Genomic DNA, 26549 nt, shown 5'->3' with positions numbered 1-26549 from the left:
CCACCCGATCACCCGGCGAGGAGCCCCGCGCCATGACCAAAGCGACCAAACTCCTGACCGCCCTGCCCCCGCCCCAGCGGCAGCACCTGATGACCCTGGCCCGGGAGGTGTCCTTCCCGGAGGACACCCGCGTCTTCGAGGCGGGCGGCCGGGCCGACCGGTTCTGGGTCATCCGCTCCGGCTCCGTCTCCCTGGACCAGCAGGTCACCACCCACCAGCGGGTCACCGTCGCGAGCCTGTCCGCGGGCGACCTGCTCGGCTGGTCGTGGCTGTTCCCGCCGTACCGGTGGGACTTCGGCGCGGAGGCGTTCAGCCCGGTGCGGGCGTACGAGTTCGAGGCGCAGCCGGTGCTCAAGCTGTGCGAGGAGGACCCGGCGCTCGGGCTGTCGCTGGTGCGCATCGTCGCCGAGATCCTCGCCCACCGGCTGGAGATGACCCGGGGCAAGCTGATGGAGCAGTACGCGATCAAACGCCGGGGCGCGTTCTAGGGGGTGTCTCGGCGCCCGGACCTTCGGCACTTCCCTCCGGCACCGCGACACCGCGCTCCGGGCGCTTCAGACGCGGTAGCGGCGCAGCGCCGGGACCGTCGCGGCCAGGCCCAGCATGAGCACCACGACGAGCAGGCCGCCGCCCGCCACGGCCGCCCGGGGGCCGAGGACCGAGCCCGCCGTGCCGTGCAGGACGTCCGCGAGGCGGGGCCCGCCCGCGACCACCACCGTGAAGACGCCCTGCATCCGGCCGCGCATCTCGTCGGTGGCCGCCGACAGCAGGATCGCCCCGCGGAAGACCATCGACACCATGTCGGCGACGCCGGCCGCCGCCAGGAAGGCCACCGCCCACCACAGGCTGCCGCTGAGCCCGCAGCCGGCGACGGCGGCGCCCCAGGCGACGACCGCGCCGATCACCATCCAGCCGTGCCGGCGGGCCCGGGAGAAGGTTCCGGAGAACAGCCCGCCGAGCACTGCGCCGACGGGGATCGCCGCGTAGAGCAGACCGAGGGCCGGGCCCTCGCCGTAGGAGGCGTAGGTCTCGGCGGCGAGCTGCGGGAACAGGGCGCGGGGCATGCCGCACACCATCGCGATGACATCGGCCAGGAAGGACAGCAGCAGCACCTTGCGCCCGGCGATGTAGCGGAAGCCCTCGGCGATCTCCCGAACCCCGGCACGCCGGGACCCGGCGCCGCCCAGCGGGGGCAGGGCGGGCAGCCGCGCCACCGCCCAGACGGTCACGCACAGCGCGAGCGCGTCGATCAGGTAGAGCTCGGGCAGCCCGATGACGGGGATCAGCGCACCGGCCAGCAGCGGGCCCGCGACCAGGCCGGTCTGGGTGACCGTCGAGCCCAGCGCGTTGGCCGCGGGCAACTGGTCGGCGGGCACCAGGCGGGCGATGGAGGCCGTGCGGGCGGGCGCGTTCAGGCCGAAGAAGGCCTGCTGGAGCGCGAGCAGCACCATCAGCACCGGCACCGAGTCCAGCGAGGTGACGGCCTGGACCCAGAACAGCACCGAGGTGACGGCGATGCCGGTGTTGGTGACCAGCAGCAGCTTGCGGCGGTCCACGGTGTCCGCGACGGCCCCGCCCCACAGGGCGAACAGCACCATGGGCACGAGGCCCGCCAGGCTGGCGTAGCCGACCCAGGCCGAGGAGCCGGTGATGTCGTAGATCTGCTTGGGCACGGCGACGGCGGTGAGCTGGCTGCCGACGGCCGTGACGATGGTGGAGGTCCACAGGCGGCGGTAGGCCGGGATGCGCAGGGGCCGGGTGTCCATCGCCCAGCGGCGCCAGCCGCGCCGGGGCGGCGCCTCGGGCGCGTGCGCGGAAGAGGGCTCCGTACCGGTGGTGGTGCTGTCGCTGGTGTCCACGGACTTCCTGGTTGCTCGCTACATCTATCCGGACCGGGGTTCACTATGTCACCGCGCCGGCCCTCGGAGTCGGTCAGGCCCCGAGGAGGAGCAGGACGCCCAGCGTGATCATCGTGGCGGCCACCAGTCCGTCCAGCACCCGCCAGGCCGACGGGCGGGCCAGGAAGCGGCCGAGCAGCCGGGCGCCGAAACCGAGGACGGCGAACCAGCACAGGCTGGCCAGGGCGGCGCCCAGGCCGAACGTCCAGCGCAGCGGGCCGCGGTCGGCGGCGATCGAGCCGAGCAGGAACACCGTGTCGAGGTACACGTGCGGGTTGAGCCAGGTCAGGGCGAGGCAGGTGAGCACGGCCCGGCGCCGGGAGCCCGCCGCGTCACCGGCCGCCCGCAGCCCCTCGCCCGGCCGCAGCACCCGGCGGGCGGCGAGGGCGCCGTACCCCAGCAGGAAGGCGCCGCCGACCCAGCCGACCACGGTGAGCGCGCCGGGCCAGGCCACCACCAACGCGCCCACGCCGCCCACACCGAGCGCGATGAGCACCGCGTCGGACAGGGCGCAGATCCCGACGACGGCGAGGACGGCGTCGCGCCGGACAGCCTGACGCAGGACGAAGGCGTTCTGGGCGCCGATGGCGACGATCAGCGACAGGCCGGTGCCGAAACCGGCCGCGGCGGCGGCGAGGGCGGGGGACATGCGCTCCACGCTAGGGAGCCGATCACTGCCGGTCCAGCTAAGGATTCTTACGTATCATTAGCGGCCGTGATGACCGACCTGCCCCTCGACCAGGTGCGGACCCTGCTCGCGGTGGTCGACGAGGGCACCTTCGACGCGGCGGCGGCCGCCCTGCACGTGACGCCGTCGGCGGTCAGCCAGCGGGTCAAGGCACTGGAGCAGCGCACGGGCCGGGTGCTGCTGCTGCGCACCAAGCCGGTGCGTCCCACGGAGTCCGGCGACATCGTCGTACGGTTCGCCCGGCAGCTGGCCCGGCTGGAGCGCGACACCCGGGCGGAGCTGGGCCTGAGCGCCGAGGGCGAGCCCGCCCGGGTGTCGGTCGCGGTGAACGCCGACTCCCTGGCGACCTGGTTCCTGCCCGCGCTCACCCACGTGGCGCCGGAACCGCGCCTGTGCTTCGAGCTGCACCGCGAGGACGAGACCCGCACCGCGGAACTGCTGCGCGAGGGCCTGGTGATGGCGGCGGTGACGTCCGCGCCGGACGCGGTGACCGGCTGTTCCGTGCGGCGCCTGGGCACCATGCGCTACCTCGCCGCGGCCACGCCCGGCTTCGTCCGGCGCCACCTCGACGGCCCCCTGCCCGACGTCCTGGTCCACGCGTCCGTGGTCACCTTCGACCGCCGCGACGACCTCCAGGACGCCTTCGTACGACGGCTGCGGCGCGGGGCCGGCGGCGCGAGCGCGGTACGGCACGCCGTGCCCACGTCGGAGGGCTTCCTGGACGCGGTCGCCGCCGGGCTCGGCTGGGGCATGGTGCCCGAGATCCAGGCGGACGGGCTGCTGCGCTCGGGGCGCCTGGTGCCCCTGGCGCCGGACCTGCCGCTGGACGTGCCGCTGTACTGGCAGCAGTGGAAGCTCGACTCACCGGCCCTGGCGGCGCTGGCGGAGGCAGTGGCGGGGGCGGCGGCCGGGGCGCTGGGCTAGGGGGTGTCTTGCCGATCAGGCCGGGCTCGCGGCCCTGATCCGGCCTGATCGACAAGACACCCCCTAGCAGCGGAAACGCTCGATGGGGACGGCCGCTCGCTTTCGTCCGCCGCACACCCGCTCGCCCGGGTCCGCCGTCAGTTCCCTCCCCCGCCGTCGCCCCCGCCCAGCGCTTCCAGGCGGGTCTGCGCGCTGTCCAGCAGCATCTCCAGTGCCGTCGGGTACGCGCTGGTCACCATGCGGGTGGCGAGCAGCGGGGCGGCCTCGGCGATGCGGGGGTGGGTGGTGGCGGGCAGGCGGGCGTAGGTGGAGCGCCACATCGCCTCGTCGGCGTGCTGGGAGGCGCGCGGCAGGGTGAGGGAGGCCGCGTCGAGGGCGGCGAAGGCCAGGGTCTGGTCGATGAACGCGTGGTAGACGCGCACGGTCTCGGGCAGCGGGAAGCCGGCCCGGCGCAGCACGTCCAGCACGGCCTCGTCGGCGGCCAGTTCGTTGGCCCGTCCGGTGACCCGGCTGGCGGTCAGCTGGGCCGCCTGCGGGTGGGCGACGTAGGCGGCGTGGATGCGCAGTCCTACGGCGTGCAGGTCGGCCCGCCACCGGCCGGTCGGCCGCCAGCCGCTGAGCGCCTGCCCGATCAGGGCGTCGCCGATGGCGAGGGTCAGCTCGTCCATGCCCCGGAAGTACCGGTACAGCGTGCTGGGGTCGCAGTCGAGGGCCAGGCCGAGCCGGCGGGCGGTGAGCCCGGTGCTGCCGTGCTCGCGCAGCAGCCGCAGCGCCGTGTCGACGATCAGCTTCTCGGACAGCACGGTGCCGGCGCGGGTGGGCCGGCGGCGGCGCCGCTTCTCCTCGGGGACGACGGGCTTCGGCATGACCGGCCCTCCCTTCTGCCGCGGATCCCCTTATGCCAACGCCATTGACCTTAAGTGAGCGCGACGGGTTGTATCCAGGGCGGGGCGCGCCACCACAACGAACGACAAACCGAGAAGTCGACAGATCGACTCAGGGAGTGCTTGTCATGCGTGTACTGCTCGTGGGAGCCGGCGGCGTCGGCACCGCCGTCACCCGGATCGCGGCCCGCCGCACGTTCTTCGAGGCCATGGTGGTCGCCGACTACGACCCGGCCCGCTCGGCCGCGGCGGTGGCGGCCCTCGACGGCGACGGCCGCTTCGTGGCCGAGCGCGTCGACGCGAGCGACGAGGGGGCCGTGACCGCGCTGCTCGCCCGGCACGGCTGCGACGTGCTGCTCAACGCGACCGACCCGCGGTTCGTGATGCCGCTGTTCCGGGCGGCGCGCGCGGCCGGCGCCACCTATGTCGACATGGCGATGTCCCTGTCCCGGCCGCACGGGGAGCGGCCGTACGAGGAGTGCGGGGTGAAGCTCGGCGACGAGCAGTTCGCCGAGGCCGCCGCGTGGGAGGAGGCCGGGGCGCTCGCGCTGGTGGGCATGGGCGTCGAGCCGGGCCTGTCGGACGTCTTCGCCCGGCACGCCGCCGACGAGCTGTTCGACGAGATCGAGGAGATCGGCGTCCGCGACGGCGCCAACCTCACCGTGGACGGCCTGGACTTCGCGCCGTCCTTCAGCATCTGGACCACCATCGAGGAGTGCCTGAACCCGCCGGTCGTCTACGAGGCGGAGCGGGGCTGGTACACCACCGAGCCGTTCAGCGAGCCCGAGGTCTTCGACTTCCCCGAGGGCATCGGACCCGTCGAGTGCGTGAACGTCGAGCACGAGGAGGTGCTGCTCGTGCCCCGCTGGGTGGGGGCCCGGCGCGTCACCTTCAAGTACGGCCTCGGGCAGGAGTTCATCGACACGCTGCGTACCCTGCACCGGCTGGGCCTGGACGGCACCGCGCCGGTGACCGTGCCGAGCGCCGACGGGCCGGTCCGGGTCTCGCCCCGGGACGTGGTCGCCGCCTGTCTGCCCGACCCGGCGACCCTGGGCGAGCGGATGCACGGCAAGACCTGCGCGGGCACCTGGGTGCGGGGCGTGAAGGACGGCGCCCCGCGCGAGGTGTACCTGTACCACGTGGTCGACAACCAGTGGTCGATGGCGGAGTACGGCAGCCAGGCCGTGGTGTGGCAGACGGCGGTCAACCCGGTCGTCGCCCTGGAGCTGCTCGCCACGCGCGCGTGGCAGGGCGCCGGCGTGCTGGGCCCCGAGGCGTTCCCGGCCCGCCCCTTCCTGGACCTGCTGACCGCGTACGGCTCCCCCTGGGGGATGCGGGAGCAGTAGCGGGGCCGCGGCCGTCGCGGTCCCCGGGCCCGCTCAGCTCCCCCCGCGGCGCAGCGGGCCCCACGCGTGCTCCTGGGCGGCGACCTGTGCGCGGGCCTCGTCGATCACCGCGTCGTCGATCCAGCACAGCGGCTCGACCTCCGCCACGAGCGGCTCGTTGTCGGGGCCCCGGCCCCGCTCGCGCCCGGCGAGGACCCAGGGGCGCACGCCGGGGCCCTTCTCGTGGGGCAGGTGGGCGTAGTCGTACAGCCGGCGGGCCGCCCACAGGACGAGCGGCCGGTCGCCCCACCAGTCCTCCACGTCCAGCGGGTTGGCCGACAGGCCGGGCATCCGCACGCCGGTCAGCTCGTCGACGCTGGACGTGCGGCCGAGGTCGACCCCGGGACCCCGCGACCAGCGGACGTACAGTCCCCGCCGCCGCTCCATCAGGCGGGTCAGCTCCTCCAGGCCGTGCGCCACCGGCAGGTCGGCCGTGCCGGTCGACGGGCTCATCGCGTCACCTCCTGTGCGCCGTACGGCCACCGGGGTACCCCGCGGCGGCGTGCGGAATCAGGGGTCCCGCGGGGCCGTCGCCGCAGGCAGGCGCAGGGTGAAGGCGCTGCCCCGGCCCGGTGTGCTGCGCGCCTCGGCGGTGCCGCCGTGCGCCGCGACGAGGTGCCGCACGATGGACAGGCCGAGCCCGCTGCCCCCGGTGCGGCGGCTGCGGGACTTCTCGGCCCGCCAGAAGCGCTCGAAGACGTGCGGCAGGTCCTCGGGCGCGATGCCGGAGCCGGTGTCGGCGACCTCCAGCACCACCCGGTCCCCCTCGCGGCCCGCGGTCAGGGTGACCGTGCCGCCCCGGGGGGTGTGCCGTACGGCGTTGGTGACGAGGTTGCCGAGGGCCTGGCGCAGCCGTACCGGGTCGGCGTCCAGCCAGGGGGTGCCGTCCGCCCGGGTGCGCAGGGTGACGCCGGCGGTGTCGGCGGCGACGCGGTGGGCCGCGGCGACCTGGGCGATCAGCTCGTCGGCGGGCACGGGCTCGGGGTGCAGGCGCAGGGTCCCGGCATCGGCGTCGGCGAGGTCGCGCAGGTCGTCGATGACCCGCTGGAGCACGAGTGCCTCCTCGTGCAGCGCGGACAGCAGCTGCGGGTCGGGGTCGACGAGGCCGTCGCGGGTGACCTCCAGCCAGCCGCGGATGTTGGTCAGCGGGCTGCGCAGCTCGTGGGCGATGTCGCTGACCAGGGCCTTGCGCTGGGCCTCCAGGCGCTCGCGGCGCTCGGCGAGGTCGTTGAACGCCTCGGCGAGGATGCCGGTCTCGTCGCGGGTGGTGACGGGTACGCGTGCGTGCGCCTCGGGCGGCTGCTGGGCGGCCTCGGTCAGGGCGCGCAGCGGGCGGACGAGGCGGGTGGCGACCACGGCGGTCACCGCGACGGTCACGGCGAGGACCAGGCCCGCGGCCCCGGCGACCTTCGCCTTGTTGGCCGGGGACATGTCGAAGCGGGGCGGCGCGTCGCCCGCGCCGCCGCCGAGGAACAGCTCGGCGACCGGGGCGACGTAGGGGTCGAGCTGGGCGCGGCGGGCGGCGTCGACGCAGGCCTGCACGGTGTGCAGGGCCCGGGTGTCGCGGGCCGAGGAGAACTTCGCGGCGAAGGCGGGGACGAGGCCCTCGGTGACGTCCACGACGAGGTACAGCGGGGTGCCGGCGCTCAGGCCGAGCCTGGTCAGACAGCTGCCGGCCTGGTCCTGGAGGGCGCGCAGGGCCTTCGCCTCGGTCGGCGTCGGGGTGTTGAGCCGGCCGTCGGCGCAGTCGGTGGCGTCGAGGTCGGCTCCGGCGGCCCCGGTCGTCCCGGTGTCCTCGGTGACGACCGGGCGCCCGCTCGGGACGCGGGTGAGGGTGGTGGCGAGGCCGTAGCGGGTGAGGCAGCGCTGCCGGACCCGGGCGAGGTCGTCGAGCGCGGTGCGCTCCGCGGTGGTGAGCCGGTACGGGCCGACCGCGCGCGGGTCGATGCCGGTGCGCTGTGCGCCGCGCTCGGAGTAGGTGTCGGTGTGCAGCGGGTCGACGGTGGCGGCTGCGCGGGGCGGCAGGGAGGTGCCGGGCGGGGCGGAGTCGGCGAGCGGGGTGCGGTCGGCGGTGGTCAGGGCGATGCGGCGGCCGGTCCGCGCGGACAGGGCCCGTACGGTGGCCCGGACGTCCCGCCAGTCGGGGTGGGTGGCGGCGTAGCCGCTGAGCCGGGCGAGGATGTCCATGTCGTCGGCGAGGGCCTGGCCCTGTTCCTCCTTCAGGGCGCGGGTGGTGGTCTCGATGGCCAGCCAGGTGGTGGCGGCCACCGAGCAGACCGCGATCAGCACCGAGGCGATCAGCAGCCGCACCAGCAGGCGCTTGCGGACCGGTATCCGGGCCCGGCGGGGACGTCGGGCCCGACCGCGGGGCCACCGGGTCACCCGGGGCCGCCGCTGAGCTTGTAGCCGACGCCGAAGACGGTGAGCAGCCGGGCCGGGCGGCGCGGGTCGGCCTCGGTCTTCTTGCGCAGGTTCATGATGTGCACGTCGATGGCCCGCTCCGTGGACGCCCGGTCGAAGCCGCTGGTGCACTGGAGCAACTGGCGCCGGGTGAAGACCCGTTCGGGTTCGCCGACCAGGGCCAGCAGGATCTGGAACTCGGCCGGGGTGCACTCCACGGGCACGCCGTCGCACCGCACCTCGTGGCGGGCGGGGTCGACGACCAGGCCCGCCGCCCGCAGCACGGGGTCCTCGCGCCGTCCCGCGGCCCGGCCGCCGCGCCGCAGCACCGTGCGGATCCGCGCCATCAGCTCGCGCGGGCTGTACGGCTTGGTCATGTAGTCGTCGGCGCCGAGGTCCAGGCCGAGCAGGACGTCGTCCTCGGCGGTGCGGGCGGTGAGCATCAGCACGGGCACGTCGCCCTCGCGGCGCAGCGTCCGGCACACCTCGAAGCCGTCGAGGCCGGGCAGCATCAGGTCGAGCACCACGAGGTCGGGGCCGAGGCGGCGGGCGGTGTCCAGCGCGGCGGGCCCGTCGTGGACGACGGTGGCGGTGTGCCCCTCGGCCAGGAGGGTGCGGCGGATGAGTTCGGCCTGCATCGCGTCGTCCTCGGCGACGAGTACGTGGGCGCACACGGGACGGTCCCCTTCGGTCGGCGGACGGGGTGCTCGTCCGCTCAGCGGGCGAGGAAGGCATGGTCGCCCATCACGACGACCGGGTGGAGGGCGGGGTCGAGTGCGCGCAGCAGGTCCTTCATCGGTGCCTCGCCGAGGCTGACGCAGCCGTGGGTGGGGCCGCCGTGGTCGACGTGGAACCAGATGCCGCCGCCGCGGCGCGCCCCGAGCGGCCGGGTCCAGTCGAGGGGTGAGGTGCCGGGCCGGCGGTTGTAGTCGATGGCGACGACGTAGTCGAAGGAGCCTTCCAGGGACTCCCCTTCGAAGCCGGTGCCGTGCGGGGTGAAACCGCGCGAGCGGTGGTAGGGCAGCCGGGTGCCGGGGTCGGGGCGCCGTCCGCCCGCGTCGCTGAGGGTGAACACGCCCAGGGGGCTGCGCAGGTCGCCGCCGGTGTGGTGGGCGCTCCAGCCGCGCAGGGCGTTGTGCGCGGGCCAGGCGGGTCCCGGCTGCCAGCCGTCCGGGGTGCGCCGGTACAGGACGACCGTGGACAGCGGCGAGTCCCGGCCGCGCCCGGTGACCACGACGACCTGCCCGGCCGTCCCCGGTACGCGGGCCCAGGTCGAGGGCCCGAGGCCGGGTATCCGCGCCGGCGCCGCGCGCACCGTCGCGGTGGGCGCGGGCGGGGTGCCGGGCCGGGCCGGCGCGGCGGCGGGCCCCGGGGAGGCCGCCGCGCCGCCGCCGCACCCGGTGAGCAGGAAGAGGACGGCGAGCAGGGCGGCCCGGGGTCGGTGCGCGATCATGTCTCGACCTTGGCCGACGGATGTGAGGAACTGGTCAGCTTCGCGGGACCGGTCGGCCCGGCGGGTCCGGTCGGCTTCCGCGGGACCGGTCGATTTCCGCGCAACCCGTGCAACCCGTCGGCATCCGCGGCGCCTTCGGCCCACGCCGGGCCGAACGGCCCTACGGGCGGCTCGGCTTGCCCCGGGTGTGGAGCCAGGTCGTGAACACGGCGTCCAGGTCCTTGCCGGAGACGCGCTCGGCCAGCCGCTCGAAGTCGGCGGTGGTGCCGTGGCCGTACCGGTGCTCGCTCGCCCAGGCGCGCAGGACGCGGTAGAAGGCCCGGTCGCCCACGGCGGTGCGCAGGGCGTGCAGGACCATGGCACCGCGGGCGTAGACGGGGGTGCCGAACAGGTTCGCACCATCGCCGGGGTCGCCGGGCGGGTAGGCCCACAGGGGGTCGCCGGCCGGGCGGGCGTACAGCGCGTCGAAGGTCTTCTGCGCGCTGTCGCCGCCGTGCTGCTCCTCGTAGAGCCACTCGGCGTAGGTGGCGAAGCCCTCGTTGAGCCAGATGTCCTTCCACGAGGTGAGGGACACGGAGTCGCCGAACCACTGGTGGGCGTTCTCGTGCACCAGGGTGTCCACGTCGGGCGCGCTGTCGTAGACGGGCCGCCCCTGGGTCTCCAGGGCGTAGCCGACGTCGGGCGCGTGGTCGACGATCGAGCCGGCGCTGCGGAAGGGGTACGGGCCGAAGAGGCGGCTCTCCCACTCCAGCACGGACGGCAGCTTCTTCAGCACCGGCGCGGCGGCGGTGGCCTCGCGGGGGTCGACGGCGTCGTAGACGCGGATGCCGTCGCGGGTGGTGTACTGCCGGACCTGGAAGGTGCCGACGGTGGCGGTGGCCAGGTAGGCGGCCATCGGCTCGCTCTGGCGCCAGTGGAACGTGGTCCGGCCCTGGTGGGTGCGCCGGCCGACCAGGACGCCGTTGGCGACGGCGGTGCGTCCCTGCGGGACGGTCACCGTGATGTCGTACGACGACTTGTCGGTGGGGTGGTTGTTGGCGGGGAACCACGTCATCGCGCCCTGGGGCTCGCCCGCGACGAAGGCGCCGTCGTCGGTGGCGATCCAGCCGTCCGTGGAGCCGTCCGGGTCGGTGACCGGCTTCGGGGTCCCCCGGTAGGTGACGGTCACCCGGAAGGTCTGGCCCTTGCGCAGGGCCCGGCGCGGGGTGACGACGAGTTCCTGGCCGTCGCGCCGGTGCGCGGCCGGGGCGTGGTCGACGGTGAGGCCGGTGATCTTCAGGCCGCTGAGGTCGAGGTCGAAGCGGGTGAGCCGCCGGGTGGCGCGGGCGGTGAGGACGGCGGTGCCGTCGAGGTGCCGCGTCGCCGTGTCGTAGCGCAGGTCGAGGTCGTAGTGCGCCACGTGGTAGCCGCCGTTCCCGGCGAGCGGGAAGTACGGGTCGCCGGCCCCGGCGCCGCCCGTCGTGGTGGCCCCCGCGGGACTCGCGGAGGCGAGCAGCGCGGTGAGGGCCAGGGGGACGGTCGCCGTGAGGGCCCGGCGGCGCGCGCCGTGCGCGGGACGGTGGCTGGGCCTCGGGGGCCGGGATCGGGTCACAAGCTCTCCTGAACGGGTCGGCAGGGGCGCTCCACCCGGGGTGGAGGGTCGCTCCGTCGGGGGTGGCGGTGATCAATTCGTCCCACAGCGTAGGGCCGGCAAGCCGCGCCCTCACCCATGATCGGGTCAAGTCACGCCGCGTCACGCCCGGCGCGCGCGGACGGCCGGCAGTACGCTCCGGACGGTCCCGCGACCCCGCTGTCCCTCCCCCGTCCGCTGCGTCGACCGTCCGCTGCGTCGAACCCGTCGAAAGGCCCGCCGGTGAGCGTACGAGTGCGCCGTGTGTACGACGATCCCGAACCCGCCGACGGCCTGCGCGTCCTGGTGGACCGGCTGTGGCCGCGCGGCGTGTCCAAGGACGCCGCCCACGTCGACGAGTGGCCCAAGGGCCTGACCCCGTCCGCGGAGCTGCGCCGCTGGTACCACGCGGGCGAGGGCTCCTACGAGGAGTTCGCCGCCCGCTACGAGGACGAGCTCGCCGCGCCCGGGGCGGCCGAACTCCTGGACGGGCTGCGGGAGTCGGTCCGCGAGGGGCCGGTGACGCTGCTGACGTCGGCGAAGGACCCGGGGCGCAGCCACGCCGCGGTGCTGGTCCGCCTGCTGGAGGAGGCCTGAGGGCGCGCCCCGCCCGGCATCCGGGGCACTGCCTCGTTCCCCGCCCGCTCGGCTCACGCCGTCTGCTGTGCCGCCGCCCGGCCCGCCGCGCGCCCCGAGAACAAGCAGCCGCCGAGGAAGGTGCCCTCCAGGGCGTTGTAGCCGTGCACGCCGCCGCCGCCGAAGCCGGCCACCTCGCCGGCCGCGTAGAGCCCGTCCACCGGGGTGCCGTCGGCGCCGAGGGCGCGTGAGTCGAGGTCGGTCTGGATGCCGCCGAGCGTCTTGCGGGTGAGGACGTGCAGCTTGACGCCGATGAGCGGTCCGGCGGCCGGGTCGAGGATGCGGTGCGGGGCGGCGACGCGGCCGAGGCGGTCGCCGATGTAGCGGCGGGCGTTGCGGATGCCCTGCACCTGGGCGTCCTTGGCGTAGGGGTTGTCCATCTGCAGGTCGCGGGCCCGGATCTGGCGCCGCATCAGGTCGGCGTCGAGGAGCGGCTCGTCGGTGAGGCCGTTCATCTTCTCCACCAGCCGGTCCAGGGTGTCGGCGACGACGAAGTCCGCGCCCCGGTCGAGGAACGCCTGCACGGGGCCCGGGGCGCCCTTGCCGAGGACCCGGTCGCGCAGGAACGCCCGGCGGTCCTTGGCGGTGATGTCCGGGTTCTGCTCGGAGCCGGACAGCGCGAACTCCTTCTCGACGATCCGCCGGCTCAGGACGAACCAGGAGTGGTCGTACCCGGCGATGTCCTCGGTGGTGCGCAGGTGGCGCAGGGTGCCGAGGGTGTCGTAGCCGGGCAGGCACGGGTCGGGCAGCCGGCGGCCGAGGGCGTCGAACCACATCGAGGACGGGCCGGGCAGGATGCGGATGCCGTGGCCGGGCCAGACCGGGTCCCAGTTGCGCACGCCCTCGGTGTAGTGCCACATGCGGTCGCGGTTGACGAGGCGGGCGCCGGCCCGGGCGCTGATGTCGAGCATGCGCCCGTCGACGTAGGCGGGCACGCCGGTGACCATCCGGGCGGGCGGGGTGCCGAGCCGGGCGGGCCAGTGGCGGCGCACGATGTCGTGGTCGGCGCCGATCCCGCCGGAGGTGACGATCACGGCCTGGGCGGTCAGTTCGAACGCGCCGACCGCCTCGCGACTGGAGGCGACGCCGCGCGGTGCGTCGTCCGGGGCCAGGAGGGTGCCGCGCACACCGCGCGCCGCGCCCTGCTCGACCACCAGCTCGTCCACCCGGTGGCGGTGGAGGAAGGTGAGCAGCCCGTCGCGGGCGGCCTGCCGGGCGTGGTGGACGAACGGCTCCACGACACCGGTTCCCGTGCCCCAGGCGATGTGGAAGCGGGGCACGGAGTTGCCGTGGCCGTCGGCGCGCAGGTCGCCGCGCTCGGCCCAGCCGACCGTGGGCAGCAGCTTGATGCCGTGCCGCTCCAGCCAGACGCGCTTCTCCCCCGCCGCGAACTCCACGTAGGCCCGCGCCCAGCGCACGGCCCAGGAGTCCTCGTCGTCCAGGCGGTCGAACCCGGCGCTGCCCTGCCAGTCGCTCCACGCGAGGTCCAGGGAGTCCTTCACACCGAGGCGGCGCTGCTCCGGGGAGTCGACGAGGAAGAGCCCGCCGAAGGACCAGAAGGCCTGGCCGCCGAGGTTGGCGGCGTTCTCCTGGTCGACCAGGGCGACCCGGCGGCCCCGGCTGGTGAGTTCGTGCGCCGCGACCAGGCCGGCGAGGCCCGCTCCGACGACGATGACGTCCGCGTCCATGGGCGTCCGTTCCTTCCTGGGGTTCTCGGGGTCCTTACCCCTGGGGTGCTTCCCGGGTTCGACCCGGGGTTCATCGACCGTGCGTCGACGGTGCGTGGGCGGGGGCCTGGGCGGGGTCCTGGGCCTGGGTGTCCGGTGGCGGCACGGGGGGCGCGGCCAGCAGGGCCGTGAGGAGCTGCTTGAGCCACGCGCGCGCGGCCTCCACGTCCTTGTCCAGCAGCAGTTGGGTGGTCACGCCGTCGTAGGCGGCGACCACGGCCCGGGCGGCGCCCTCGGCGTCGCCGAGCGCGGCGGGCAGCGGGGTGGGGCCCTGCGCGCGGGCGAGCCGGTCCGCGACGGCCCGGCGCAGTAGCGCGCGGTGGTCGAGGAGCGACCGGGCGACGGCGGGCTCGCGCGCCGCGCGCACCAGGAAGTCGGTCTTGACCAGCAGCCAGTCCACGTCCAGGAGGAGCACCTCGGTGACCCGGTCCACGGCGGCGGGCACGTCGAGGCCCGGCCCGTCCTGGGCGAGGGCGTCGGCGACCTGCCGGGCGATGAGGTCGGCGCGCTCCTGGTAGAGGGCGAAGAACAGCTCGTCGAGGGTCGTGAAGTTGGAGTAGAAGGCGCCCCGGCTGAAGCCGGCGGCCTCGCAGACCTCCTCGATCGACACCCGTCCGAACCCCTTGGCGGCGAACACCGCGAACGCCGCGTCGAGCAGCCGGGCGCGGGTGCGGACCCGGCGCCGGGTGACGCGCCTGGCGCCGTCGTCCATGGGCTCACCTCCGCGGGCGTCGGGTCGTCGGATCTCAGGTCGTCGGATACGGGAACGTATCCGATACACCGGTGTATCGAACAGCCCCCGGAGCGGGGAAAACGGCTGCGACACCAGCGAAGGGAACACATTTTCGATTAAGGAGTACGCTGGATCCATGACCAGGCACCACCTCCAGGGCTCCCTCTTCGACCAGGCCGAGGACCTGCGGCTCGGCACGCTCGACGGCATCCGCCGCACCGTGCTCGGCGCGGGCGCCTGGATCGACGTGCTGCCCGGCTGGCTCACCGGTTCCGACGTCCTGTTCGAGGAGCTGGCCGAGGGCGTCCCGTGGCGCGAGGAGCGCCGCCAGATGTACGACAACGTCGTGGCCGTCCCGCGCCTGCTGGCCTTCTACGGCGCCGAGGACCCGCTCCCCCACCCGGTGCTCGACGAGGCCCGCGCCGCGCTCAGCGCGCACTACGCCGAGGAGCTGGGCGAGCCGTTCGTCACGGCGGGCCTGTGCCACTACCGCGACGGCCGGGACAGCGTGGCCTGGCACGGCGACCGCATCGGCCGCGGCGCCCGGCAGGACACCATGGTCGCGATCCTCTCCGTCGGCGCCCCGCGCGACCTGCTGCTGCGCCCCGCGCACGGCGGCGGGCAGACGGTGCGGCGCCCGCTGGGCCACGGCGACCTGATCGTCATGGGCGGCTCCTGCCAGCGCACCTGGGAGCACTGCGTCCCCAAGAGCACCCGGGCGAGCGGCCCGCGCATCAGCGTCCAGTTCCGCCCGCGGGGCGTGCGCTGAGCCCGGGGCAGCCCCCCGGGAGCGGTGCCGCGGACGACTCTGCTTTGCTGTCCCCCGCACGTCCGCAACTCCGCAACGCTCCACCCCCTTCCACGCTCCACCCCCTTCCACGCTCCACCCACTTCCGACGGGACGGCCATGGGCGCAGACATCCGGCAGGTCGGCGACGGCATCCACCTGGTGCACGGCAGCAACACCAACTGGGTGATCCTCGGCGAGGGCGACGCCGTCACCCTCATCGACACCGGGTATCCCGGTGACCGCGCGCTGCTCCTGGAGTCCCTGGCGGCGGTGGGCAGTTCACCGGAGGCGGTGGCCGCCGTGCTGATCACCCACGCGCACACCGACCACCTCGGCTCGGCCGAGTACCTGCGCGCCGCCCACGGCACCCCCGTCCTCCTGCACGAGGCCGAAGTGCCGCACGCCCGGCGGGACTTCCTGCACCAGGTGAGCGTCGGGACGGTGCTCAGGAACGGCTGGCGGCCCGGGGTGCTCCCCTGGGCCGTGCACGCGATCCGCTCGGGCGGGACCGCGCACGTGCCGGTGACCGAACCGGCGCCGTTCCCGTCCGACAGCACGCAGGGCTCGCCCGGCCCGCTCGACCTGCCCAGGCGCCCCGTGCCGGTGCACACACCCGGCCACACCCTGGGCCACTGCGCCTACCACCTGCCCGAGGCGGGCGTGGTGGTCTCCGGAGACGCCCTGGTCAGCGGGCACCCGACGTCCCGCGTCCAGGGGCCGCAGCTGCTGCCCGACATGTTCCACCACGAGCGGGAGCGCTCCGTGGCCTCCCTCGCGGTGTTCGAGGACCTGGACGCCGACGTCCTGCTCCCCGGCCACGGCCCGGTCCACCGTGGCTCCGTGCGCGACGCCGCGCTCCAAGCCCGGGAACGCGCCCTTTAGGGTCGGGCCATGGCCTTGCAGATCAGCGCGACCAACCCGGAGCACCCGGCCGTCCTCCTGGAACTGCCCTGGCAGCTCCCGCTGGAGGAGTGGCCGGAGGACGTCCTGGTCCCCCTGCCCCGCGGCATCTCCCGCCACGTCGTGCGCTACGCCCGCGCCGGCGAGGAGGTCATCGCCGTCAAGGAGCTCGCCGAGCGGCCCGCGCTGCGCGAGTACGAGCTGCTGCGCGACCTCGACCGGCTCGGCATCCCCGCCGTGGACCCGCTCGCCGTGGTCACCGGCCGCACCGACAGGTCCGGCGAGCCCCTGGAACCGGTGCTCGTCACCCGGCACCTGGGCGGCTCCATGCCGTACCGCTCGATGTTCGAGACGACCATGCGGCCCGCGACCATGCACCGGCTGATGGACGCCCTCGCGGTGCTGCTGGTGCGCCTGCACCTGGCGGGGTTCGCGTGGGGCGACTGCTCCCTGTCCAACACGCTGTTCCGGCGCGACGCGGGCGCCTACGCCGCCTACCTCGTGGACGCCGAGACCGGCGACCTGCACCCCCGGCTGAGCCCCGGCCAGCGCGACTACGACCTCGACCTGGCCCGGGTGAACATCAGCGGGGAACTGCTCGACCTGGAGGCGTCCGGCGCGCTGCACCCGTCGGTCGACCCGGTCGAGTTCGGCCGGGAGATCTGCGCCCGCTACCAGGGCCTGTGGGAGGAGCTGACCCGCACCTCGGTCTACCCGGCGGGCAAGTACCACTACATCGAGCGCCGGATCCGCCGGCTCAACGACCTCGGCTTCGACGTGGCCGAGATGCAGATCGAGCACTCCTCCCGCGGCGACACGGTCACCTTCGTGCCGAAGGTCGTCGACGCCGGCCACCACCAGCGCCAGCTGTTGCGGCTGACCGGCCTGGACGCCGAGGAGAACCAGGCGCGGCGGCTGCTGAACGACCTGGAGAGCTGGATGGCCACCCAGGACGACCACGCCCCGGGCGACCCGCTCGCCGCCCGCCCCGAGGTGCTGGCTCACCGGTGGGTGCGGGACGTGTTCCGCCCCACCGTGCGCGCCGTGCCGGTCGAGCTGCGCGGCTCGATGGACCCGGCGGAGATCTACCACGAGCTGCTGGAGCACCGCTGGTACCTGTCCGAGCGCGCCCAGCACGACATCGGGCTGGACACGGCCGTCGAGGACTACATCACCAAGATCCTGCCCAAGGCCCGCGAGACCCTGCAGACCCTGGAGCCGGCCGTCCCCGAGGACTGAGCCGCGGCCGCGCCGACGCCCCGGGTCACCGCGGCGGGACGACCGCCACCGGGCAGTCGGCGTGGTGCAGCATCCCGTGCGCCACGGAGCCGATCCGGGCGCCGATGGCGGTGCGGTGCGCGCGGCGGCCGACGACCAGCAGCTGGGCCCGCCCGGACACCGACAGCAGCACCTCGGCCGCGCTGCCCATCTCCACGTGCTCGACGACCGGCACGTCCGGGAACCGCTCCCGCCAGGGCGCCAGCACCGCCCCGAGCGCCTGCCGCTCGAACGGCTCCAGGCCGCCCGCCTCGTCGAGCAGCCGCAGCGAGCCGGGGCTGTAGGCGAACACCGGCGGCAGCGTCCAGGCCCGGACGGCCCGCACCGACGCGCCGCGCGCGGCGGCCGTCTCGAAGGCGAACCGCAGGGCGGCCGCGCTGTCCTCGGGCCCGCCCTGCTGGCCGACGACGACCTCGTGCCCGGCCACCTCGTCGGACGCCTTGTCGCCGGAGCGCACCGACACCACGGGGCAGGCGGCCTCGGTGATCGCCTGTTGGCCGACCGAGCCCAGCAGGAACCCGACGACCGGGCCGTGGCCGCGCGAGCCGAGGACCAGCATCCCGGCGTCCCGGGCGGCCTCCAGGAGCGTGTCGGCGGGCGGTCCCTCCAGCACGTCGGTGGTCACCTCCAGCGCGGGGTGCCGCTCGGCGACCGTGCGCACGGCCCCGGCGACGCCCTCGCGGACCCAGCTCTCCTGGGAGGCGCGGTCCGCGACGTCGGGCGCCGCGTGCGGCTGGAACTCCCAGACGTGCACCACGCGCAGCGCCGCGTCCCGTCGTACGGCCTCCCGGGCCGCCCAGGCGAGCGCGGCGAGGCTCTCGTCCGTCCCGTCGACTCCCGCGGTGATGGGGCCCGTCATGCGGCTGCTCCTCGTGTTCGTGTGCACGTGTGCGTGCGTGTCATGGGTGGCGTGATCGAAAACGTCTCGCACAGTGTTCCCCACCGTGCCTACGCTGACCGTCATGACGCTGGAATGGGAGCAGGTCGTCGTCGACGCGCACGATCCGCGGGCGCTGGGCCGCTGGTGGGCCGAGGCGCTCGGCTGGGCGGTGGTCGACGACAGCCCCGACGAATACGAGATCCGGCCCGCGCCCGACCGGCTGCCCGGCCTGCTGTTCGGCCGCAGCACCGACGGCAAGGCGGGCAAGAACCGGCTGCACCTGGACTTCCGGCCGGTCGACCAGCGGGCGGAGGTCGAGCGGCTGCTGGCGCTGGGCGCCCGGCACGCCGACGTCGGCCAGAGCGGCGACGAGCCCTGGGTGGTGCTCGCCGACCCCGAGGGCAACGAGTTCTGCGTGCTGGGACCCCGCCGGCCGTCCTGAGCACGGCGACGGTACGACACGGCACCGCACGGCACGAAAGAACGATCGAACATACGATGGGCAGCGAGCCGGCACGGCGACCCGGGCGGGTCACCGGCCGCACTGCCGATCACTCGGGGTGGGAGACGTATGGCACAGGCCGCCGAGACCGCGCGGACCGTCATCCTGACCGTGGACGACGACCCGGGTGTCTCCCGTGCCGTCGCCCGTGACCTCAGGCGGCGCTACGGCGCCTCGTACCGCGTCGTGCGCGCGGAGTCCGGCGAGTCGGCGCTGGACGCGCTGCGCGAGCTGAAGCTGCGCGGCGACCTGGTCGCCGTGATCCTCGCCGACTACCGGATGCCGCAGATGAACGGCATCGAGTTCCTGGAGCAGGCGCTGGACGTCTACCCGGGCGCGCGCCGGGTGCTGCTGACCGCGTACGCGGACACCAACGCGGCGATCGACGCGATCAACGTCGTCGACCTCGACCACTACCTGCTCAAGCCGTGGGACCCGCCGGAGGAGAAGCTCTACCCGGTGGTGGACGACCTGCTGGAGGCGTGGCGCACCAGCGACCACCGGCCGGTGCCCAGCACCAAGGTGGTCGGGCACCGCTGGTCGGCGCGGTCCTCGGAGGTCCGCGAGTTCCTGGCCCGCAACCAGGTGCCGTACCGCTGGTACTCCTCCGACGAGCCCGAGGGGCAGCGGCTGCTGAAGGCGGCCGGGCAGGACGGACGGCGGCTGCCGCTGGTCGTCACCCCCGACGGCGGCGCCCTCGTCGAGCCGGACCCGCCCGAGCTGGCCGCGCACGTCGGCCTGGCGACCACGCCGACCGCCGAGTTCTACGACCTGGTCGTGATCGGCGGCGGCCCGGCGGGCCTCGGCTCGGCCGTGTACGGGGCGTCGGAAGGCCTGCGCACGGTGCTGGTGGAGCGGTCGGCCACCGGCGGGCAGGCGGGGCAGAGCTCCCGCATCGAGAACTACCTCGGCTTCCCCGACGGCGTCTCGGGCGCCCAGCTCACCGACCGGGCGCGGCGGCAGGCCGCCAAGTTCGGCGCCGAGATCCTCACCGCGCGCGAGGTGACCGGTCTGGAGGTCAACGGCTCCGCCCGGGTGGTCCGGTTCTCCGACGGATCGGCGATCGCCGCGCACAGCGTGATCCTCGCGACCGGCGTGTCCTACCGCCAGCTGACGGCGCCCGGCTGCGACACCCTCACCGGCTGCGGGGTGTACTACGGCTCGGCGCTCACCGAGGCGCCCGCCTGCCAGGGCCAGGACGTCTACATCGTGGGCGGCGCCAACTCGGCCGGGCAGGCGGCGATGTACCTCGCCAGGGGCGCCAAGTCGGTGACACTGCTGGTGCGCGGGGCCGACCTGTCGGCGTCCATGTCGCACTACCTGATCCAGCAGATCGAGGAGGCGCCGAACATCTCGGTGCGCGCCCGGACCGTCGTCGAGTCCGCCCACGGGCCCGAGCGGCTGGAGCAGCTGACGCTGCGCGACGTGGAGACGGGGGAGAGCGAACTGGTCGACGCCCAGTGGCTGTTCGTGTTCATCGGCGCCGCGCCGCTGACCGACTGGCTGGACGGCACGGTGCTGCGCGACCCGCGCGGGTTCATCCTGGCCGGGCCCGACCTGACCACCGACGGGCGCCCGCCGGCCGGCTGGGAGCTGGACCGGCCGCCGTACCACCTGGAGACCAACGTCCCCGGCGTGTTCGTGGCGGGCGACGCGCGGGCGGAGTCCGCCAAGCGCGTGGCGTCCGCCGTAGGAGAGGGAGCCATGGCCGTGATGCTCGTCCACCGCTACCTGGAGCAGTCATGAGCGGGCAGCCGATGCCGTGCAGCCCGGGTGAGGTCGGCTCCCTGTTCCTGTTCGAGAAGCTGTCCCCCGAGCAGCTGGGCCGACTGTGCGCCGAGGGCCGGGTGGAGCGGTTCGAGCCGGGGCCCGTCTACACCGAGGGCGACCCGGCGACCTGCTTCTACGTGATGATCGAGGGCACCGTGGTGCTCTCCCGCCGGGTGGGCGGCGACGACGTCGAGGTCAGCCGCACCTCGCAGCGCGGGGTGTACGCGGGCGCCATGCAGGCCTACCTCGGGGACCGGGTGCCGCAGGTCTACAACAACTCGATGCGGGTGACCGAGCCGACACGGTTCTTCGTGCTGCCCGCCGAGTCGTTCGCGGCGGTCATGCAGGAGTGGTTCCCGATGGCCGCGCACCTGCTGGAGGGCCTGTTCTTCGGGTCGAAGAACACCCAGCGGGCCATCGGGCAGCGCGAACGGCTGCTCGCGCTCGGCTCGTTGTCGGCCGGGCTCACCCACGAGCTGAACAACCCGGCGGCCGCCGCCGTCCGTGCCACGGCCACGCTGCGCGAGCGGGTGGCGAAGATGCGGCACAAGCTCGGCGTCATCGCCTCCGGGGCGTACGACCCCGAGGCGCTGGCCCGGCTCATCGAGATCCAGGAGCGCACGGCCGAACGGGTCGCCAAGGCCCCGACGTTGAGCCCGCTGGAGGCGTCCGACCGGGAGGACACCCTCACCGACTGGCTCGACGACCACGACATCGCCGAGGGCTGGCGGATCGCGCCGACCTTCGTGCAGGCCGGTCTCGACGTGGACTGGCTGGAGCAGGTCGCCGCCACGGTGGACGCGGAGATCCTGCCCGGGGCCGTCGGGTGGCTCAACTACACCGTCGAGACCGAGCTGTTGATGGACGAGATCGCGGACTCCACCACCCGCATCTCGCACCTCGTGGACGCCGCCAAGCAGTACTCGCAGCTCGACCGCGCCCCCTACCGGGTGGTCGACGTCCACGAACTGCTCGACAGCACCCTGGTGATGCTCTCCGGGAAGATCGGGCAGCGCATCCAGGTGGTCAAGGACTACGACCGCACGCTCCCGCCGGTGCCCGCCTACCCGGCGGAGCTCAACCAGGTGTGGACGAACCTCGTCGACAACGCGGTCTTCGCCATGGACGGCGACGGGGACGGCGGCACGCTCACCGTGCGCACCGCGCGCGACGGCGACCGGGTCCTGGTCGAGTTCCGCGACACCGGGCCCGGCGTGCCGCCCGACATCCGCGGCCGGATCTTCGACCCGTTCTTCACCACCAAGCCGGTCGGCGAGGGCACCGGCCTCGGCCTGGACATCTCCTGGCGGATCGTCGTCAACAAGCACCACGGCAGCATCCAGGTCGAGTCGGTGCCCGGCGACACCCGCTTCCAGGTGCTGCTGCCGCTGACCGCGCCGGAGCCCGGGACCGAAGCCACGCCCGGGACCGGGACCACGCCCGAGACCGAGACCACCGAGGAGCCGGTATGACCCAGCCCGACGCGATCGACCCCGCCGTCCCGCCGAGCGGTGACGGCTGCGTGGAGTGCGACGCCGACGGCGGCTGGTGGTTCCACCTGCGGCGCTGCGCCCGGTGCGGGCACGTCGGCTGCTGCGACTCCTCCCCCGCGCAGCACGCCACGGCGCACTTCCGGGCCACCGGGCACCCCGTCGTGCAGAGCTTCGAGCCGGGCGAGGAGTGGTTCTGGGACTACTCCACCGAGGAGCTGTACGACTCCGGGCCGGAGTTGGCCGGGCCCGCGAGCCACCCCGCCGACCAGCCCGCCCCGGGCCCCGCGGGACGGGTTCCGGCGGACTGGGCCGGCGCGCTGCATCGGTGACCCCCGCCTCCCGCACGGCGCCGCGCCCGCCGGAGGGCGGCGGCCCCGGCTCGCCCCCGGGCGCTGTCGGTGCCGCGTGCCAGGATGGGGACGTGGCACGGACGTTCGGCACCCCGCTCATCGGCCGGGACGAGGAAGTGGCCCGGCTGTCCCGCGTACTGGAGCGCGCGCGGGCCGGGGAGGCCCGGGCCGTCCTGGTCGCCGGGGACGCGGGCGTGGGCAAGACCCGGATGCTCGGTGAGATGGCCGGCCGGGCCGCGCGCGCCGGGGTGACCGTGCTGACCGGGCACTGCGTCGACCTCGGCGACGTGGGCCTGCCGTACCTGCCGTTCACCGAGGTGCTGGGCGCGGTCGCCGCCGACGAGCGGCTGGCCCCGGTGCTCGCCGCGCACCCCGAGGCCGAGCGGATGCTGGGCGGCGGCCCCGACGCCGTGCGGGACGTGGGCGGGCGGCTGCGGCTGTTCGAGGGGATGGCCGCGCTGCTCGCCGACCTGGCGGAGGCGGCGCCGGTCCTGCTGGTGCTGGAGGACCTGCACTGGGCGGACCAGTCCTCGCGGGACCTGCTGCGGTTCCTGCTCAGCCGGGGCGTGCTCCAGCCGGCGACCGGCCGCACGGCGGGCCACCGGCTGGCGGTGCTCGCCTCCTACCGCGCGGACGACCTGCACCGGCGCCACCCCCTGCGGCCGCTGCTGGCCGAGCTGGTGCGGCTGCCGGCCGTCGAGCGCCTGGAGCTGCGGCCGCTGGCCGACGCCGAGGTGGCGCGGCTGGTGCGGTCGGTGGAGGACCGGCCGCTGCCGGACGCCACCGTGCGCCGGATCGTCGAGCGCGCCGAGGGCAACGCGTTCTACGCCGAGGAGCTGGTCGCGGCGACCGGCTCCGAGGGCGGCGGGGTGCCGAGCGGGCTCGCCGACGTGCTGCTGATCCGCGTGGAGCAACTCTCCGACACCGCCCAGCAGGTGCTGCGCACGGCGGCCGTGGCGGGCCGGCGGGTGGAGCACGACCTGCTGCGGGAGGCGGTCGGACTGCCCGACGACGCGCTGGAGTCGGCGCTGCGCGAGGCCGTCGGCCACCAACTGCTGGTCGCCGGGGAGCGCGACACGTACAGCTTCCGGCACGCCCTCGCGCGCGAGGCGGTCTACGGCGACCTGCTGCCGGGCGAACGGGCGCGCCTGCACGGCGCGTTCGCGCGGCTGCTGGCCGGGCGGGGCCCTACGGCGGAGACCGCGGCCGAGCGCGCCCACCACTACCGCGAGAGCCACGACCCGGCCGCGGCGCTCGCCGCCTCCCTGGAGGCCGCGGGCCACGCCCAGCGGGTCGGCGCGCCCGCCGAGGAGCTGCGGCACCTGGAGGCGGCGCTGGACCTGTGGGAGGCGGTGGGCGCGGCCGAGCGGCCGGCGGGCGACGGCGTCGACCGGGTCACGCTGATGCTGCGGGCCTCGGCCGCGGCCGCGCACGCCGGGGAGTCGCACCGCGCGGTGTCGCTGACCCGGGCCGCGCTGGCGGGCGTCGGGCAGGACGCCGACTCCGAACTCGCCGCCCGGGTGCGCTACACGCTCGCCGGCAACCTCCTCGGCGTCGACAGCCTGAGGGCCGCCTACGCCTACAGCAGCGAGGCGCTGGAGATGATCCCCGCCGAGCCGCCGTCACCGACGTGGGTGTGGGCGGCGGCCACGCACGTGCTGGCGGCGCGGCAGGTCGGCGACGACGACACCGCCCTGCGGGTCGGCCGGCGCGCGCTGGCCGTCGCGGAGCGGCTGCGGGTGACCGACGCGCAGGCGGACCTGCTGGTCTCGCTCGCCAACCTGGAGGGCGACGGCCGCCGTTCGCCCGAGGGCCGGGCCCGGCTGACCGAGGCCCGGGAGCTGGCCCGGCGCGCGGGCAACGCTCCCGTGGAGCTGCGGGCGCTGTACAACCTGGCGGTCGGCGCCTACGAGTCCGGGGAGCTGGAGGAGAGCCTGCCGTGGCTCGCCGAGGGGCTCGACCGGGCCCGCCGGGCGGGACTGCTGTCATCGCCGTACCCGATGGAGATGCGGTACCTGCAGCTGGTGGTGCTGTACACGCTGGGCCGCTGGGACGCGTGCGTCGAGGCGGCGGAGGCGGACGCGGCGGTGCTGCCCGCGTCGGGCGGGTACACCGTGGCCCCGGCGCTGCACGTGGGGCTGGCGCGCGGGGAGCTGGACGGCGCCGCCGACCGGGCGCGCGCGCTGCTCGAGGGGCCGTTCGACTGGATGGCCACGCTGGTCGCGGGCATCGCGCTGACCGACGCGGCCGCGCTGCGCGGGGACGCCGGGGCGGCGGTGGCCCAGGTGCGTACGACGGTGGACGCCCTGACCGACGTCAGGGGCACCGGCCCGGACGTGGCGGTGCGGCTGGCGGCGCTCGCCCTCGCGGCGGTCGCCGACGCGGCGGTGGAGGCGCGCCTGACCGGTGACGAGGACGCGGCGAGCCGGTGGGCGGGCACGGCGCGGGAGCTGGCCGACCTGGCCCGCGAGCGTGCGCTGCGCGGCGTGACGGGCCGGCCGCAGGGCCCGGAGGGCATGGCCTGGCTGGCCCGCGCCGAGGCGGAGGAGGCCCGTGCGGTGACCGGCCCGGACCCGGCACTGTGGGAGGAGGCGGTCGCCGCGTTCGCCTACGGCGACGCCTACGAGCGGGCGCGCTGTCGGCTGCGGTACGCGGAGGCGCTGCTGGTGGCCGAGCGGCGCGCGGAGGCGGCCCGGGAGGCCCGCGCCGTGCGGGAGACGGCCGTACGGCTGGGCGCGGGGCCGCTGCTGGAGCGGGTGGACGCGCTGGTCCGCCGGGGGCGGCTGGGCGAGGGCGCGGGCGCGCCGGAGCGGGCGTCGGTGCTCACGGCCCGGGAGGGCGACGTGCTGCGGTTGCTGGCGCTCGGGCGCAGCAACCGGCAGATCGGCGAGGAGCTGTTCATCAGCGGCAAGACCGCCAGCGTCCACGTCTCCAACATCCTGGCGAAGCTGGGCGCGGGCAGCCGCACGGAGGCGGTCGCGATCGCCTACCGGGACGGGCTGATCACGCCCGGGGTGGGCGCGTCAGGCTGAGCCGGGGCGCCGGGGGCGGGGCGGTCACGGACCACGGTTGACCTGGGCCCCCGCCCGGGGTGAGGGTGCCCTGGGGCGCGGATCTCCGTTCCGCGCCGGAAGGGTGAACCGCCTTGATCGGCATCTCCGACATCGAAGCCGCCGCCGACCTGATCGCCGGACACGTGATCCGCACGCCCACCGTGCCGAGCCCCGGGCTCACGGCGCTGCTCGGCGCCCCCGTCACCGCGAAGCTCGAACTGCTCCAGCGCACCGGCTCGTTCAAGTCGCGCGGCGCGACGGCCAAGCTGCTCTCGCTGAGCGAGGCCGAGCGGGCCGCGGGCGTCGTCGCGGTCAGCGGCGGCAACCACGGGATCGCCGTGGCCCACATGGCCGGGGCGCTCCACGTGAAGGCCACGATCGTCATGCCGCGTTCGGCGCCGGCTCGCGCCGTGCGGATCGCCGAGGAGGCGGGCGCCTCGGTGCGGCTGACCGACACCATGGACGGCGCCTTCGAGCTCGTGGGCCGGCTCCGCGACGAGGGGCTCACGCTGGTGCACCCGTTCGACGATCCGCTGGTCGTCGCGGGCCAGGGCACGGTGGGCCTGGAGTTCGCCGAGGACGCCGGTGACCTCACCGACGTCCTGGTCAGCATCGGGGGCGGTGGGCTGATCTCCGGTGTCGCCGCCGCGCTGCGCGCCCGGCGGCCCGGGGTGCGGATCTGGGGCGTGGAGACCGAGGGCGCCGAGGCCATGTCGCGGGCGCTGGCGGAGGGCGGCCCGGTGCCGGTCGGGCTGTCGTCGGTGGTGTCCACGCTCAGCGCCCCGACGGTCTCCGAGCTGACCTACGCGCACGTCTCGGCGCTGGTCGACGAGGTGCTGGTGGTGCCCGACCGGGAGGCGGTGGCGGGCACGCTCGACTTCGCGGAGCACGCGAAGCTGTGGACCGAGCCGGCGGCGGGCTGTCTGCTGCCGGCGGCCCGCCGGGTCCTGGAGCGGGTCGGCGAGGGGGCGCGGCTCGGCCTGGTGGTCTGCGGCGGCAACGCCACGACCGGCGACGTCCTGGCCTGGGCGGAGCGCTTCGGGCTGCGCTGACCGGGCTGCCGGGGGCTACGGGCTACCGGGCTCCTGGCGTCCGAACTGACTGAACAAAAGACAGGAATCGCGCCGGATGTGTGGTTCCTTTGAACGCTCGCCGTCCCGGCCGTCGTACCACTGGGCAAGCAGAGTCCGGGGTTC

General features: G+C 75.2%; 24 protein-coding genes. 13 read left to right on the top strand and 11 right to left on the bottom strand.

Translation table 11 applies throughout. The features are described 5' to 3' along the window. Window positions 1-32: 32 nt before the first annotated feature. Window positions 33-488, top strand: a complete 456-nt coding sequence (locus AQJ30_RS02530) for a cyclic nucleotide-binding domain-containing protein (protein ID WP_067228123.1) — start codon at window positions 33-35, stop codon at window positions 486-488. A gap of 66 nt (window positions 489-554) precedes the next feature. Here the strand turns inward: AQJ30_RS02530 and AQJ30_RS02525 are convergent, their stop codons facing one another. Together AQJ30_RS02525 and AQJ30_RS02520 are read right to left on the bottom strand one after the other, a co-directional pair. After that, window positions 555-1859: an MFS transporter gene (locus AQJ30_RS02525; RefSeq protein WP_067228122.1), complete on the bottom strand. Its 1305-nt coding sequence runs from the start codon at window positions 1857-1859 to the stop codon at window positions 555-557. Between the two features lie 73 nt (window positions 1860-1932). Then, window positions 1933-2547: a LysE/ArgO family amino acid transporter gene (locus AQJ30_RS02520; RefSeq protein WP_067228120.1), complete on the bottom strand. Its 615-nt coding sequence runs from the start codon at window positions 2545-2547 to the stop codon at window positions 1933-1935. A gap of 69 nt (window positions 2548-2616) precedes the next feature. On the opposite strand from AQJ30_RS02520, the gene AQJ30_RS02515 reads away from it, so the two are divergent. Then, a complete protein-coding gene (locus AQJ30_RS02515) occupies window positions 2617-3510 on the top strand; it encodes a LysR family transcriptional regulator ArgP (protein WP_067228119.1) in 894 nt (297 codons plus the stop codon). 137 nt (window positions 3511-3647) lie between these two features. On the opposite strand, the gene AQJ30_RS02510 is transcribed toward AQJ30_RS02515, so the two are convergent. Next, a complete protein-coding gene (locus tag AQJ30_RS02510) occupies window positions 3648-4376 on the bottom strand; it encodes a TetR/AcrR family transcriptional regulator (protein WP_067228117.1) in 729 nt (242 codons plus the stop codon). Window positions 4377-4522: 146 nt separating this feature from the next. Here AQJ30_RS02510 and AQJ30_RS02505 point away from each other — a divergent pair, with 146 nt between their 5' ends. Continuing rightward, window positions 4523-5740, top strand: coding sequence for a saccharopine dehydrogenase family protein (locus AQJ30_RS02505; protein ID WP_067228115.1), 1218 nt, complete (start codon window positions 4523-4525; stop codon window positions 5738-5740). 33 nt (window positions 5741-5773) lie between these two features. Here the strand turns inward: AQJ30_RS02505 and AQJ30_RS02500 are convergent, their stop codons facing one another. The 5 genes from AQJ30_RS02500 to AQJ30_RS02480 all read right to left on the bottom strand — a co-directional run bounded on the left by AQJ30_RS02500 (window position 5774) and on the right by AQJ30_RS02480 (window position 11142). Continuing rightward, window positions 5774-6232, bottom strand: coding sequence for a DUF6098 family protein (locus tag AQJ30_RS02500; RefSeq protein ID WP_067228114.1), 459 nt, complete (start codon window positions 6230-6232; stop codon window positions 5774-5776). Window positions 6233-6289: 57 nt separating this feature from the next. Continuing rightward, on the bottom strand, window positions 6290-8092 hold the full coding sequence (locus AQJ30_RS02495; RefSeq protein ID WP_107119481.1) for a sensor histidine kinase: 1803 nt from the start codon (window positions 8090-8092) through the stop codon (window positions 6290-6292). Window positions 8093-8157: 65 nt separating this feature from the next. Next, window positions 8158-8853 (bottom strand): response regulator transcription factor, encoded by a 696-nt coding sequence (locus tag AQJ30_RS02490; RefSeq protein ID WP_067228110.1) that lies wholly within the window; start codon window positions 8851-8853, stop codon window positions 8158-8160. Window positions 8854-8894: 41 nt separating this feature from the next. Continuing rightward, a complete protein-coding gene (locus tag AQJ30_RS02485) occupies window positions 8895-9632 on the bottom strand; it encodes a L,D-transpeptidase family protein (protein WP_067228108.1) in 738 nt (245 codons plus the stop codon). A 160-nt stretch (window positions 9633-9792) separates the two neighbouring features. Continuing rightward, a complete protein-coding gene (locus tag AQJ30_RS02480) occupies window positions 9793-11142 on the bottom strand; it encodes a M1 family metallopeptidase (RefSeq protein WP_245726808.1) in 1350 nt (449 codons plus the stop codon). A 342-nt stretch (window positions 11143-11484) separates the two neighbouring features. On the opposite strand from AQJ30_RS02480, the gene AQJ30_RS02475 reads away from it, so the two are divergent. Then, window positions 11485-11838, top strand: a complete 354-nt coding sequence (locus AQJ30_RS02475) for a DUF488 domain-containing protein (RefSeq protein WP_067228105.1) — start codon at window positions 11485-11487, stop codon at window positions 11836-11838. Between the two features lie 53 nt (window positions 11839-11891). Here the strand turns inward: AQJ30_RS02475 and AQJ30_RS02470 are convergent, their stop codons facing one another. After that, entirely contained in the window at window positions 11892-13565 is a 1674-nt protein-coding gene (locus AQJ30_RS02470; RefSeq protein WP_067228103.1) for an FAD-binding dehydrogenase, read from the bottom strand. A gap of 70 nt (window positions 13566-13635) precedes the next feature. Then, a complete protein-coding gene (locus AQJ30_RS02465; protein ID WP_079083726.1) occupies window positions 13636-14316 on the bottom strand; it encodes a TetR/AcrR family transcriptional regulator in 681 nt (226 codons plus the stop codon). Between the two features lie 157 nt (window positions 14317-14473). Here AQJ30_RS02465 and AQJ30_RS02460 point away from each other — a divergent pair, with 157 nt between their 5' ends. The 3 genes from AQJ30_RS02460 (at window position 14474) to AQJ30_RS02450 (ending at window position 17266) form a co-directional block, all read left to right on the top strand. Beyond that, on the top strand, window positions 14474-15106 hold the full coding sequence (locus tag AQJ30_RS02460) for an alpha-ketoglutarate-dependent dioxygenase AlkB (RefSeq protein ID WP_067228101.1): 633 nt from the start codon (window positions 14474-14476) through the stop codon (window positions 15104-15106). 138 nt (window positions 15107-15244) lie between these two features. After that, window positions 15245-16009, top strand: coding sequence for an MBL fold metallo-hydrolase (locus AQJ30_RS02455; RefSeq protein ID WP_067228099.1), 765 nt, complete (start codon window positions 15245-15247; stop codon window positions 16007-16009). A 9-nt stretch (window positions 16010-16018) separates the two neighbouring features. Beyond that, entirely contained in the window at window positions 16019-17266 is a 1248-nt protein-coding gene (locus tag AQJ30_RS02450) for a DUF4032 domain-containing protein (RefSeq protein WP_067228097.1), read from the top strand. Window positions 17267-17291: 25 nt separating this feature from the next. On the opposite strand, the gene AQJ30_RS02445 is transcribed toward AQJ30_RS02450, so the two are convergent. Then, complete coding sequence (locus AQJ30_RS02445) at window positions 17292-18164, bottom strand: universal stress protein (RefSeq protein WP_067228095.1); 873 nt, start codon at window positions 18162-18164, stop codon at window positions 17292-17294. Window positions 18165-18267: 103 nt separating this feature from the next. Between AQJ30_RS02445 and AQJ30_RS02440 the strand changes: the two genes are divergently transcribed. From AQJ30_RS02440 to AQJ30_RS02415, 6 genes are all read left to right on the top strand, one after another. Continuing rightward, the gene (locus tag AQJ30_RS02440) at window positions 18268-18627 is read left to right on the top strand and encodes a VOC family protein (RefSeq protein ID WP_067228896.1); all 360 of its coding nucleotides are present in this window, start codon (window positions 18268-18270) and stop codon (window positions 18625-18627) included. Window positions 18628-18756: 129 nt separating this feature from the next. Beyond that, window positions 18757-20433 carry an NAD(P)/FAD-dependent oxidoreductase gene (locus AQJ30_RS02435; RefSeq protein WP_067228093.1) on the top strand — a complete coding sequence of 559 codons (1677 nt, stop codon included), beginning with the start codon at window positions 18757-18759 and terminating at the stop codon, window positions 20431-20433. Beyond that, window positions 20430-21929 carry an ATP-binding protein gene (locus AQJ30_RS02430; RefSeq protein ID WP_067228091.1) on the top strand — a complete coding sequence of 500 codons (1500 nt, stop codon included), beginning with the start codon at window positions 20430-20432 and terminating at the stop codon, window positions 21927-21929. Before AQJ30_RS02435 ends, AQJ30_RS02430 begins: the two co-directional genes overlap by 4 nt. Continuing rightward, window positions 21926-22279: a UBP-type zinc finger domain-containing protein gene (locus AQJ30_RS02425; protein ID WP_067228089.1), complete on the top strand. Its 354-nt coding sequence runs from the start codon at window positions 21926-21928 to the stop codon at window positions 22277-22279. Before AQJ30_RS02430 ends, AQJ30_RS02425 begins: the two co-directional genes overlap by 4 nt. Window positions 22280-22371: 92 nt before the next feature. Further along, window positions 22372-25332 (top strand): helix-turn-helix transcriptional regulator, encoded by a 2961-nt coding sequence (locus AQJ30_RS02420; RefSeq protein ID WP_067228087.1) that lies wholly within the window; start codon window positions 22372-22374, stop codon window positions 25330-25332. Window positions 25333-25445: 113 nt separating this feature from the next. After that, the gene (locus AQJ30_RS02415) at window positions 25446-26405 is read left to right on the top strand and encodes a threonine/serine dehydratase family protein (RefSeq protein ID WP_067228085.1); all 960 of its coding nucleotides are present in this window, start codon (window positions 25446-25448) and stop codon (window positions 26403-26405) included. The last annotated feature ends 144 nt before the right edge of the window (window positions 26406-26549 follow it).

The organism is Streptomyces longwoodensis, assembly GCF_001514125.1.
Lineage (GTDB): Bacteria > Actinomycetota > Actinomycetes > Streptomycetales > Streptomycetaceae > Streptomyces > Streptomyces longwoodensis.
Note: the sequence above shows the minus strand (reverse complement) of the source record. Positions and strands in the feature narration are given on the sequence as shown.